The 12,269-nt window shown below is 36.6% G+C and carries 15 protein-coding genes and 2 pseudogenes; 15 read left to right on the top strand and 2 right to left on the bottom strand.

All coding sequences use genetic code 11. From position 1 onward, the window contains the following. Nucleotides 1–6: 6 nt before the first annotated feature. Both H0486_RS12140 and H0486_RS12135 read left to right on the top strand, forming a co-directional pair. Nucleotides 7–831 (top strand): undecaprenyl-diphosphate phosphatase, encoded by an 825-nt coding sequence (locus H0486_RS12140; protein WP_228353243.1) that lies wholly within the window; start codon nt 7–9, stop codon nt 829–831. 244 nt (nt 832–1,075) lie between these two features. Then, nucleotides 1,076–2,515: an APC family permease gene (locus H0486_RS12135; protein WP_228353242.1), complete on the top strand. Its 1,440-nt coding sequence runs from the start codon at nt 1,076–1,078 to the stop codon at nt 2,513–2,515. A gap of 2 nt (nt 2,516–2,517) precedes the next feature. Here H0486_RS12135 and H0486_RS12130 read toward each other — a convergent pair whose 3' ends face one another. Further along, nucleotides 2,518–3,549, bottom strand: a complete 1,032-nt coding sequence (locus H0486_RS12130) for a DUF2804 domain-containing protein (RefSeq protein WP_228353241.1) — start codon at nt 3,547–3,549, stop codon at nt 2,518–2,520. Nucleotides 3,550–3,842: 293 nt separating this feature from the next. Between H0486_RS12130 and rlmD the strand changes: the two genes are divergently transcribed. From rlmD to H0486_RS18800, 12 genes and pseudogenes are all read left to right on the top strand, one after another. After that, nucleotides 3,843–5,240 carry a 23S rRNA (uracil(1939)-C(5))-methyltransferase RlmD gene (gene rlmD, locus H0486_RS12125; RefSeq protein ID WP_228353240.1) on the top strand — a complete coding sequence of 466 codons (1,398 nt, stop codon included), beginning with the start codon at nt 3,843–3,845 and terminating at the stop codon, nt 5,238–5,240. A gap of 229 nt (nt 5,241–5,469) precedes the next feature. Further along, nucleotides 5,470–5,784: pseudogene (locus H0486_RS12120) on the top strand (TOTE conflict system archaeo-eukaryotic primase domain-containing protein); the annotation flags it as partial. A 58-nt stretch (nt 5,785–5,842) separates the two neighbouring features. Continuing rightward, on the top strand, nt 5,843–5,992 hold the full coding sequence (locus H0486_RS18805; RefSeq protein WP_408647603.1) for a shikimate kinase: 150 nt from the start codon (nt 5,843–5,845) through the stop codon (nt 5,990–5,992). A gap of 87 nt (nt 5,993–6,079) precedes the next feature. Further along, complete coding sequence (locus H0486_RS12115) at nt 6,080–6,337, top strand: hypothetical protein (protein WP_228353239.1); 258 nt, start codon at nt 6,080–6,082, stop codon at nt 6,335–6,337. A 271-nt stretch (nt 6,338–6,608) separates the two neighbouring features. Then, nucleotides 6,609–7,136, top strand: coding sequence for a plasmid pRiA4b ORF-3 family protein (locus H0486_RS12110; RefSeq protein ID WP_228353238.1), 528 nt, complete (start codon nt 6,609–6,611; stop codon nt 7,134–7,136). 14 nt (nt 7,137–7,150) lie between these two features. After that, complete coding sequence (locus tag H0486_RS12105) at nt 7,151–7,699, top strand: tetratricopeptide repeat protein (protein WP_228353237.1); 549 nt, start codon at nt 7,151–7,153, stop codon at nt 7,697–7,699. A 41-nt stretch (nt 7,700–7,740) separates the two neighbouring features. After that, nucleotides 7,741–9,444, top strand: coding sequence for an SWIM zinc finger family protein (locus H0486_RS12100; RefSeq protein WP_228353236.1), 1,704 nt, complete (start codon nt 7,741–7,743; stop codon nt 9,442–9,444). 92 nt (nt 9,445–9,536) lie between these two features. Next, entirely contained in the window at nt 9,537–9,797 is a 261-nt protein-coding gene (locus tag H0486_RS12095; protein WP_228353235.1) for a hypothetical protein, read from the top strand. Between the two features lie 29 nt (nt 9,798–9,826). After that, nucleotides 9,827–10,246, top strand: a complete 420-nt coding sequence (locus H0486_RS12090) for a hypothetical protein (RefSeq protein ID WP_228353234.1) — start codon at nt 9,827–9,829, stop codon at nt 10,244–10,246. Nucleotides 10,247–10,272: 26 nt separating this feature from the next. Then, on the top strand, nt 10,273–10,728 hold the full coding sequence (locus tag H0486_RS12085) for a UPF0158 family protein (RefSeq protein WP_228353233.1): 456 nt from the start codon (nt 10,273–10,275) through the stop codon (nt 10,726–10,728). 55 nt (nt 10,729–10,783) lie between these two features. After that, entirely contained in the window at nt 10,784–10,963 is a 180-nt protein-coding gene (locus H0486_RS12080; RefSeq protein WP_228353232.1) for a hypothetical protein, read from the top strand. 43 nt (nt 10,964–11,006) lie between these two features. Next, nucleotides 11,007–11,054 (top strand): annotated as a pseudogene (locus tag H0486_RS18800) (hypothetical protein); the annotation flags it as partial. 211 nt (nt 11,055–11,265) lie between these two features. On the opposite strand, the gene H0486_RS12075 reads toward H0486_RS18800, so the two are convergent. Continuing rightward, the gene (locus H0486_RS12075; protein ID WP_228353231.1) at nt 11,266–11,505 is read right to left on the bottom strand and encodes a hypothetical protein; all 240 of its coding nucleotides are present in this window, start codon (nt 11,503–11,505) and stop codon (nt 11,266–11,268) included. 157 nt (nt 11,506–11,662) lie between these two features. On the opposite strand from H0486_RS12075, the gene H0486_RS12070 reads away from it, so the two are divergent. After that, nucleotides 11,663–12,211: a hypothetical protein gene (locus H0486_RS12070; protein WP_228353230.1), complete on the top strand. Its 549-nt coding sequence runs from the start codon at nt 11,663–11,665 to the stop codon at nt 12,209–12,211. Nucleotides 12,212–12,269: the final 58 nt, after the last annotated feature.

Below are 12,269 nucleotides of genomic sequence, written 5' to 3'. Positions count from 1 at the left end.
AAGAGCATGCAAATTATTGAGTTGTTGAAGGCGATATTGTTAGGTATTGTGGAAGGAATAACTGAATGGCTTCCGATTAGCAGTACCGGACATATGATTTTGGTGGATGAATTTGTTAAGCTGAATGCTTCTGAGGAATTTAAAGAGATGTTCTTTGTAGTAATTCAATTAGGAGCAATACTGGCAGTATGTTTGCTATACTTTAATAAATTAAACCCATTTTCGCCTAAGAAGACAAAACAAGAAAAGCTGGATACGATGCAGATTTGGTATAAAGTTGTTGTTGGAGCTATTCCACTGGGTGTGATTGGTGTGCTGTTTGATGATAAAATTGATGAGATATTCTATAATTATCAGACGGTTGCCGTTACTTTAATCCTTTATGGTATCCTCTTTATAGTGATGGAGAACAGGAATAAAGGAAAAACAGCAAAGATTAACAGTTTTCAGGATTTAACTTATCAGACTGCATTTATGATTGGTTTATTTCAGGTCTTATCCGTAATTCCGGGAACCTCACGCTCGGGAGCAACCATTCTGGGTGCTATCCTACTTGGGTCGTCTCGGTACATAGCCGCAGAATATTCCTTCTTCTTATCCATTCCGGTTATGTTTGGAGCAAGTGCACTAAAGCTTGTAAAGTTCGGGTTCAACTTTAGCAGTATGGAAATTGCAATCCTTCTTACTGGTATGATAGTTGCTTTTTTACTATCCGTCGTTGCCATTCGTTTCTTAATTGGATATATTAAGAAGAATGACTTTAAAGCATTCGGATGGTATCGTATTGTACTGGGCGTTCTTGTAATCGCATATTTCGCATTAATTGCATAATTAACTGGGAGGTACTTTATTGCGATTGAAGCCATGCCGGGATTACTTAAGATATTAAGCCTTTGCAGCCCAATACGTTGGATCGTAGAGTTGGTCAGGATATTGTAAAATATAGTCTCTCATATTTCCTCTATACAAATCGGAAAAATACCTGTATTATTATAGGGTTGTTGTAAATAACAGTTGCAATTCTTCCGAATTTTTGGGATATACTAATCTGAGAGTAAAGGAATATGGAGAGACTATGAAGAAACATAATAAGATAAGAAAGCAAGATGTGGAATGGAGGAGTGAAAGGGGCCAGAATAATAGAAACGATAGTCATAATTATCAGACGGCTGATGATCAAGAAGGAAAACCATTGCAGCATTACGGATTAATTACGGCTACAACTATGATTATAGGCATTGTAATCGGCTCCGGTATCTTTTTTAAGAGTGATGATATTCTAAGCTATACGGGCGGTAATCTTTGGCTAAGTATCTTAGTATTTTGCATTGGAGCCTTTGGCATCATATTCGGAAGCCTTTCACTGACCGAATTTTCCATTCGAACGAAGAAAAACGGTGGAGTGGTAGGTTATTTTGAAGACTTTATTTCTTTAAAAATGTCTTCCGGCTTTGGATGGTTCCAGAATTTTGTATATTTTCCTACATTAGTATCTGTGATATCCTGGGTGGCGGGCATTTATACCTGCCTGCTGTTTAAGATGGATAATAATCTGGAGACACAGGTAGCTATAGGGTTATTTTATATGATCCTGTTTTATTCTGTTAATATATTCTCCGTGTTCATCGGCGGGTATTTTCAAAATCTATCAACCTTTATTAAGCTAATTCCATTATTGGGGATCGCCATTATCAGTATATTTTGGACTGCCTCTGCTCCGGAGTTAGAAGAAGGAATACAGCTTGTATCACAATTTGATGTTGGCTTTGGATGGCTTGCCGCATTAGCACCGATTGCCTTTTCCTTTGATGGATGGGTGGTTGCTACCAGTATTACGAACGAAGTGAAAAATCCTAATAAGAATATGACGATTGCCTTAGTTGTCGGCCCCATGATTGTACTAGGAGTATATCTTATGTATTTTCTTGGACTTAATCGGATTCTAGGTGCAGAATATATTCTTTCCACCGGTGATGATGCGGTGAAAAAGGTCGGTGAATTACTGTTTGGAAGGTATGGAGAGAGTATTTTGCTGACCTTTGTACTGATATCCGTATTGGGAGTTATAAATGGAGTAATCTTAGGAAGCTTACGTATGCCATATGCCTTAGCAAGTAAAAGAATGCTACCATATGCAGATAAGATAACAAGAGTAAATCCTAGAATACAGCTTTCCGTATGGTCCTGTATTATTTCCTTCGTTAGCTCTTCTGTGTGGATGTTAATTCATTATCTGGTTCAAAAGAATAACCTTCTTAAGGGTGGAGATGTAAGCGAAATCTCCATTATATTTAGTTATTTATGCTATATTATCTTATATGTTAAAGTTATAAAAATGAGAAAAGACATGATTATTCATAGTACGTTTAAAGGTATTATTTGTCCCGTATTTGCTATTATCGGTGCCACAATTATATTTATAGGGGGAACCATGTCGAATACAGTTAATGTACTCCTGTTTCTTACACTTTGTGTCGTTATATTTGCTGCCGGAGTGTTGTACTACAAGGAATAATACTACCAACGGTTTTCAACATGCTCGATAAATCCCGGAAAATCCTTGACATAAATAATGGTGCCATCGTCAAGGGTAGCGTTTCCGCTGTATTTTCCGAATACCTGATGCTGATTTGTCGAGAAAGCAATTGCATTCCAATACACATTTCGGTCGAGGATAGGTGTAAATTCCATTTCAAGGCGTCGATCAAAGGATGTGACTTTCCAAGGCTTTAAATAGTCATACTGATTTTTACCATCCTTAGGAATATGAAACTTGATATCTGCTAGCTTACTGGCAACGCCGTTATAGAAGAGCATATTCTCTGTAGCGGCGTAAGTGTTACCAAAACCATAACCAAGATTAAAGCCGAATACATTACCGCAGACATTACCTTGAGCAGCACCCCAATACCAAGTCGTCTTATAGGGCCATACGCCACGTCCCCAATCCAAGAGACCGAATGAATTAGTGGGATAGAAGGATATGCTTTCTCCACTTAAGGTCACCTTGCCAGATGCATTCATACCAATTATCTTTCGATTATAATAAAAGTCTTTCGAATTGTCCTTAAACGGAGTAGCTATTACCATGGAGTCTTTGGGCTCCTGACAGAGCTTTAAATGTACCTCTAAATCGGAATCATGATGAAACTTTTTCATATTAAGATATAGCTGCCTGCAACCCTCTTGATGGGTAAAAGCCAGCGTCACACCGGAGTTACGATATATGATATTTCCCTCTTCTGAAGATTCCGGCATACTCATATAACGATCTGGAACAATTCGAAGTATACTTTTCGTATGCTGTTGCTTCTTTGAAAAATCAATTAGGGTCGCACTGATTAACAAAAGTGTGTTACTTTTTCCTATGGTGAGACCGATTGCATGTTCCTCATTATATATCAAATAATAATCCCATTCTTTTAATCTTAACTTACGCGCAACATCCCTTCTCCGATATTTTAGCAGAGGAGTAAGGGCATACTCGCGTTGAATTAGTTCTCCCTTCTTATTCAGTAGTCTCGAGGGTACTTTTATTCTGTGCTGCATAAGATACCTCCAACTGATCATACTAATGTCCACAATCTAAGGGCGTGAATCTGGATATTTGCCCATACTTAGCAGAATTATTTATACTATAATTTATTAAGGAACGAGACGAAAGGTTCCGAAATGGAAGGTAAAGTGCAAATAAGCAGAAGGCATAGACAAACAAGCAAATTAACCTTATAATGAGTACTTGGATAGAAAATGAATAAAGGAAATAGGAAGAAGGAGGAAAGGATTATTATAGGCATGAAGTTGGTTCTTTGAGTGCTCGTAACGGATAATCCTGTTAATAGATGAAAAAAGGTCAGATATACGAAGGAATCGTTCAAAGAGTGGACTTTCCCAATAAGGGAGTTGTAGAAATAGAAGGTAATAAGGTAATCGTTAAAAATGTAGTTCCAGGTCAAAAGATCTCCTTTGCGGTGAATAAGAAACGCGCTGAAAAATATGAGGGGAAATTATTAGAGGTTCTTGAAAAATCTCCGTTAGAAACAAGGGAAAAGGTATGTAAGCATTTTGGAAATTGCGGTGGATGCAGTTATCAAACCATGCCCTATGAAGATCAGCTTGAGATGAAGAAAGGTCAGGTAAAACGGCTGATCGATTCGGTTTGTAAGGAATATGAATTTGAAGGTATATTGGCTAGCCCGACTGAATGGGGATATCGTAATAAGATGGAATTCTCCTTTGGAGATGAATACAAGGGAGGACCATTAGCATTAGGTCTTCACAAGAAGGGCAGCTTTCACGATATCCTTACCGTAGATGACTGTGCAATTGTGGATAAAGATTATAATATGATCTTAAACTGTGTATTAAAGTTTGCATCTGATCATGGTCTGGACTACTATCATAAATTGTCCCATACGGGTTATTTAAGACATTTACTAGTACGAAAGGCTGTAAAAACCCAAGAAATTCTCATTAACCTGATCACAACCTCTCAATTAGAGGAAGTGCGGGAGTCTGGAGAGAATTATAATGATAAGGATAGTATATTCCAACCCCTGGTAGAACAGTTACGAAAGCTTCCTTTACAGGGAAATATAGTTGGAATATTGCATACCAACAATGATAGCCAGGCGGATGTAGTAAAGAGCGATTACATGGAAGTACTTTATGGCCGGGATTATATTTATGAAGAATTATTGGGATTAAAATTTAAGATATCCACCTTTTCCTTCTTTCAGACAAATTCTCTGGGAGCAGAGGTGTTGTACTCCAAGGTAAGAGAATATGTTGGCGAAACGAAGGATCGGACGATTTTCGATCTATACAGTGGAACAGGAACAATAGCCCAGCTATTGGCTCCGGTAGCGAAGAAGGTAACCGGTGTGGAGATAGTGGAGGAAGCGGTGGAAGCAGCAAGAGAGAACGCGTCTTTGAACGGATTATCCAACTGTGAGTTTATTGCAGGAGATGTGCTAAAGGTGATTGATTCACTGAAAGATAAGCCGGATATTATTGTCCTTGATCCCCCGAGGGATGGAATACATCCAAAAGCACTGGACAAGATCATTGATTTTTCAGTGAAAAGGATAGTTTATATCTCTTGTAAGCCAACCTCACTAGCCCGGGATTTGGATGTATTCCTGGCGAAGGGATATGAGGTGGAAAAGGTGTGTGCAGTGGATATGTTCCCGGGAACGGTACATGTGGAGACGGTCTGCTTGCTATCGAAGAAAGCTTGATTTTATGCGGGTTTGCTGGCGGTTTTGCTGAATATGTATCTGTGTTATTACTTAAAATTATTTACTTTTTAATCTGGGTTTGAAAAACAGTGTAACGGCATATAACCAGATGGCGTACCTCGGAAGTTGTCCGCTAAATGCTATTAATTTAACAGGTAGAAAAGGTCAGAAGCCGACGTACGCGAAAGGGTGTAAAATCTAATGAAGGATGTATGATATAAATAAAGATAAGGAACCAGATTTTGCTAATACAGATGAAGAATGGCATGATGAAGTAGATGCACTAAGAAAAAAGTGCGAGCAGAATGGTATCAAATCATTGGTTGAAAGGTCTCGTTCTGGAAGAGGTGCTCATGTATGGATATTCTTTAAAAGACCAATAGCGGCATCTATAGCAAGAAGTTTTGGCTTTCTTTTACTGGACAAGGGATCCACTTCTATTAATTTGAAATCTTTTCATTATTATGACCGAATGTATCCTTCTCAGGATGTTGCTAGTCGTATTGGTAATTTAATTGCTCTTCCATTGCAAGGTCAAGCTCTTAATTGGAGATAGCATGGGGAGAAAATACAGGAGAATAGTTCAACAATAAAAGAAAGACATGGGTATAATAATAATGATAATTATGCTTTTTGGTGTATCATATGTAGGAAAGACTGTAATAGGTGAGAAATTTGCTAAAAGGTTAAGATATTCTTTTTGTGATTTGGATGACGAAATAAAGAAAAGATTTCAAATGAGCTTAGAATAATTTATGAGTGACAATCCATTTCCACATGAAAGATATAAGATTAAGGGGAAGAGTTTAAAGGATTTGTGCGAAGAATATGAGGATAATGTGGTTATTGCAGTAAGTCCTATTTATAATGCAAGAAATTTCAACTCGCTTATTGATTTGGAACAGGTAATTGCAATTGAATTACAGGATTCAGAAGAACATATTTTTCAAAGATTGTTTTTTTTTGATGAAAATGATAATATCTATAAGGAAGATGAGTATAAGGAGCAGCATAAAGATTATTATATCCAAGATATACATGAAAATATTGTATATGCAAGGAGGATTTTAAAAAAATCAGAAATAAGTATTTCATAGATAATCGTTCGGTAGAGCAAGTTGCTGACGAATTGATGGTTATGATTCAAAATATTTCGGTGAATAAATAAGGTCAACAACACTGTCGGATCCATTTGGGAGAAGGATAGCAGCATTCTGTAAACAGAATTATAGTCCGGAGATTCGGATTTTTGCATTATTCCAATTAATTCGTATTGACTGGACGGAAGAAACAGAAGAAGATAAAGATAATAAGTTTCGTGTTAAAGAACTTTATCAGACGGCTGAAGGACATGCCTGGAAAGAACTATTGAAGAAGCAGGACAGAGAATTTTGGTACACTCTGAATGTGAGTACGGTGCTTCCGGTCATAAGGAATATCGTAAAAGATAATTCCGTTGACAAGGAAGAGAAGTTGATGAGCTTTTTTGAATTTAGAGAGGAAACAGGGCTTCATACAATTGAATTTAAAATAGAAGTTGGTTCCTGTGTCAGGAAAATAATTATGGGTGATCAGTTTACTCTGGAGGATTTGCATTATCTGATACAAGAGAGTGTTGATTTTGACAATGATCATTTATATTATTTTCAAATTGGTTCTGGAACTCTCCGAAGAAGGTACTTAATACCGGAGTGTGAGGATGAATTATGGCAAGCAGACACGGTTTTAGCTGAACTTATGCTGTATGAAGGAATGCAATTCGAATATTTATTTGATTTTGGGGATGAGTGGCATTTTCAAATTACGGTAGTACATATTGTGACCGAACATACAGAGGAATGCCAGATCTGTATGGTTAAAGGCGAAGCTCCGGAACAGTATAGCTGCGGTTGGTAGTAATGGGGTTAGGAATGAAAAAGGAAGACGAGTATGACAAATTTGAAGAATGGGAAGCTGACAACAATTTTCTTGATAAGAAGGATTGGAAGGGGCTGGTAGTATACAGACGCAGGAAAGCTGAAAATAACCCTGATGATCAGTACGATCAATTCAAATTAGGAGAGGCTTATGTGCTTAATAAGGAATATGAGAAAGCAATCAGTTTTTTGTATGCATTACATCAAAAATATGCTGATGATCAAAATATACAATACAGCTTGTTAGATGCACTATTTGCTATTGGAAAAGATGAAACCGCAATAGATTGGATTATTAGGCCTACAGTTTTGAGACTCAGCGGTGATGTTTTAAATTATTGTTATAATTTTTTGCGAACAAAAAGAAAACCAAGAATGGTTTATGATCTGTATCTGGAATTATATATGGAGGGCTATCTGGCATTCGATGATGACCAGTTAATGGATTTTTTGCATTCGGACAATAGGTTTACACTTACAGGATACGATGCTAAGAGCTATGATTGCTTTGTTACTGTTAATAGGAAAAAAGATGTTCGGTAAGAGATTAGAGGTAAACATTATACAGAATGGGGTAAGTACATATGAATTGGCAGCAATTATTTATGGAGCATATACTTGATCGGGGATATGATTACTTTTGCAATGGGGCGATTGAAGATTTGGGGTATAAGGATGACGTACTAACAGCAACAGTATGTGGAACGGAAGCTTATGATGTGGAAATCACTCTCCAAGACGATGCAATTACAGATATGTATTGCTCCTGCCCATATGCGGAAAATGGATCAAATTGCAAACATATGGCAGCGGTGCTGTTTGAATGGGAAAATGATATAAAGGATAACGAGCGGATAGATAATAACTCGGTAAACGAATCACAAAGCACAGAAAACATTCGGGTCAGTGATAGCAAGGATAAAGAGATAGATATTATTGTTGCGGAGACAGATGAACATACGATAAGAAAATTTTTAACTGCAATTTTACGTGATGATGAAAAGCTATATGCGCGTTTTAAGACGCTTATCAGCCCGGATATTTCTAAGGAGGATATGAAAAGGTACAAAAGGCAAGTAGATTCAATCGTTCAAAAGTATCTGGGGAGAGAACATTTTATCAGATATCATGAGGCTGGCGATTTTATTAGTGAGATAGCGGAATTTCTATGTGAAGATGTTCAGATGATGTTGGATGATGGTTGTTATATGGAGGCATTCGAGCTTACGAGCTACATATTTGTTACTGTGGGTAATGTAGACATGGATGACTCGGATGGCGGAACAGGAATTCTGGCAGACTCTTGTTATGTTATTTGGAATGAGATTCTGGAAAAAGCAGATGAAAAAGCGAAGCAGACAATGTATGATTGGTTCATAACTCATCTGAATGGGTCCATTATTGATTATATGGAGGAATATATTGAGCGGATTCTGATGGATGGCTTCACTGAAAATAAGTATCTGGAAGCTAAGCTTGAGTTTTCAGCTCAGAAAGTGATGGAGAAAAGAGACGATTCTGACTCATGGAGTGGAAGTTACCATGCGTCCCAGTGGGCACTAAAGCATATTTTAATCATGAAGGATATGGGTAAGAGTTGGAGTGATATAGAAAAATATTGTAAAGAAAACTGGAAGTATTCTGCCATCAGAAAATATTATATTAATGAACATATTAATCAAAAAGATTATGAAGAGGCGATTACTGCATTAAAGGAAAGCTTACAAATGGATTCTAATCTTCCAGGTCTTGTGCGGGATTATAGCAGAGAACTAAAGGATGTATATCATATTTGCGGTAAAGAAGAAGATTATAAAAAGCAGTTATGGCAGTTGATGATAAAAGATGATGCTGGAAATGTCGAAATATTTCACGAATTAAAAACACAATACCTGGAAGAAGAATGGATTAATGTACGGGAGAAAATATTTGAAGGTCTTCCTCAATATGCGCATGTGGAACGGTTATATAAAGAAGAGAAATTATATGACAGATTGTTGGAGTATGTGAAAGGATCCTCCGGGCTATATGCTCTTAGAGAATATACAAGTGTATTAAAGGCGGAGTATCCGGCTGAAATTCTACAAAAATATTCTGATGAAGTGAACAAGATGGCAAGCCGCACAGCTGACCGAAAGCATTATAAGGAACTGGTTTCAATATTGCGAACGATGCTGTCAATCAAAAGTGGAGAAGAAATGGTGAATGAAATTGCAAAACACTGGAGGATGGCATATGGAAACAGACCTGCCATGATGGATGAACTCAGCAGATTATATCACAGATAGTAATGCATTGGATGCCTACAAACGAGTGGTTTACCCTTTACGTTGGGTTTGATATAATATAAATCAATGATAGGAAAAGGATATGATGTTAAATGGAATATAGTAAGGAATTATGGATAGAAGCTAAGAAAAGATGTATGCTTAATGATGAAGAAATTCAAATGGCAAAAGAAATGGGACTTAATCCTAAGAGCCTAATAAAAAATATTCCAAATAAAAATGAGCAGTGGAAGCTTCCTGTGAAAATATGGGTTAGAGATATGTATGAAGATAGATTTGGGAGAGCCGGGATTATATCAGATAACAAAAGTATAAAGCCTAAAAAGAAAGTAGAAGAGTTGCCATTTGATTGAGTTTGTGTGATAGAAGAAAGGGTATATCAATGAACTACGAAGAATACGAAATGCAATGCAAGCAGCAACAAGAAAAAAATAGTAACTACCTTGAAATATTTGAAAGAGATTTGATGGAAACTGGTCTTACACACAAAACAATAAGTAATCATGTTGATAATGTAGAGTTTTATATTAATGATTATCTTCTAAGAGAAGATCCTCTCGAGATGCAGGAAGGTTGTGGCAGTAAGATTGATATGTTTTTAGGCTATTTTTTCATACATAAGTGTATGTGGTCAACGCCAGGAACAATAAAAACTACGGCAGCAAGTATTAAGAAATTTTACAAGTGTATGTATGAACATGGATACGTATCGAAAGAAGAATATAATTATCTCTGTACTATAATCAAAGGGAATATGGATGAATGGCAGTATGATTGCGCGGCATTTAATAATTTCTACTAATGAATTTACCGTCAGAGGAGAGGTTTATGATGGAAAAAGTAACTGTTAATATCGAATCTATTGCAGATGCTATGGAAGCGACAATGGATGGTTGGGAACAATATTTAAATATGGAAACTGGAGAAATCGTATCCTTATCAGATGGAACATGGAGCGATAGGGATGAAGAAGATGAAACTTTAGCTGAAGAAATTGATACAACAGACAAATACGTTCGCCTTCCGAATCAGTATGAGATTCATGAATATGAGATTATGGAGGAGTTTGCATATGCTACTCCAAATCCAAGAAATCAGGAAAAGCTTTTACATGTGCTGCGTGGGCGTAAACCATATCGAAATTTTAAGGATGAAATTAATTATTTGGGAATTTCAGAAAGTTATTATGCTTGGAGACTGATTGCACTTTGTAAAAAAGCAAAGAATTGGTGTGAGGAAAATGAAGTTCCATATAAGATAAGAACAGAAGGGCTGAACATATAATTGCTAAAAAACTAACAGAAGCATCTTCAAAAATAGCCATACCCCGGATGAAGTGATGCGTCAGACAACAATTTACCCGGGAACTACTACGATTGTTCCTAAAAGTTCACGTGCAGCGGCAATGCTGGCTGAAGGTCAAGAACAGTTAGGTCAAAAGGGTATAAAAATCGATCTGGATGCAACAGCACAGATATTTCATCCATTTCTTTTGAAAATGGAATTAATGGAACGATGACGAAGACTACGAAAAAAGTCTACCAAATGATCCATGTCCTTGCGGCAGTGGAAAGAAATTAAAAAATGTTGTGGTAAGTTATAAATTATAACAATGGAAGATAACTATGAGATACATGCATCAAAGGTGTTACTGTCTGACTTTAAGCTTTTGTGTTTAGCTTTAGAAGCTACTATTATAATAGTGGGCAGTAACGTGCGCTAAAAGGGTGTTAAAAATTCTATATAGTTTATGAATACAGATTTAGAAAAACACTAAATATATAAAAGGGCGTAAACGTATCTTCTATATATAACAGTCCGCTATGTAAACAGATACCATTTTCTATTATTTTTAAAGTGTGTCTTCAATCCTCCATCTTTCCAGTCATGATTGATAATACGTAAAATGACAGAAAAGATCAATGGAAGAATCAGCCATAACCCCATGCCGAGTGAATTACCCTCCGGTTGTTCCGTTAGAATGTTGTCAACAAAAACTCCCAACCAACCGCTTCCCAATGCAACTATAATAAATATTATCAGGTTTCTCTTACTCTTCATCTATCTTCATACCTCCTGTTAAAATATCCATTATCCAAACTGAATCATTGACAATAGAAATACGAGATGATATATTATAAAATGTAAAAAATAGATAAAAAAATGACATTAATGGTAATATTTACAACTATTAAACAATTTGATAAGGAGAATATCTATGGGCAATGATTTAGTGACGGGGAATTCAACAATTGTAAAACCGGTTAATATTAATGCAGGTATAACATTTACTTTACTTGGAACATCTTTTACAGCGGTGTTTGAAAAGACAGCTAAACAGATACAATTTATATTGTTACCGACACCTGGTCAGGAAGACAAATCCTTCACTATCCAGGAAATATGTGATGGTATCAATGATCAGCTGAAACAGTGGTCCGGTGGTACGGACAATCCGGTTAAGACTAGTGATGTTACTGATCAGATGAAGGACTATATGAGTGCTGACAAGAAGGATCCTACATTTCTTAGCAACTACCGTGTAAAATTGAATGAGATTTTCCTATATATTACGAAGGACTTAGGAGATTCTCCGCTGACAACTGTAGAATATGCCTTTAGTATCTCGATTAATAAAGATGACGCTGATTTGGGCTTCCAATTCATCTCCTTAGACTCTGTATTTGTTAATATATGGAATACTGAGAGGGCTAATATATTATCCAAGATGACGATGGGTGATATCCAGAAATTATTAGCGGCTTAATTATGACTTATGTGTGAGAGGGATTTTGTAAAACCAGAATTCCTCTCATATTTTTAAG

It is taken from the genome of Variimorphobacter saccharofermentans, assembly GCF_014174405.1.
Lineage (GTDB): Bacteria > Bacillota > Clostridia > Lachnospirales > Lachnospiraceae > Mobilitalea > Mobilitalea saccharofermentans.
The sequence above is the reverse complement of the archived record's forward strand: the minus strand, read 5'-3'. Positions and strand labels throughout refer to the sequence as shown.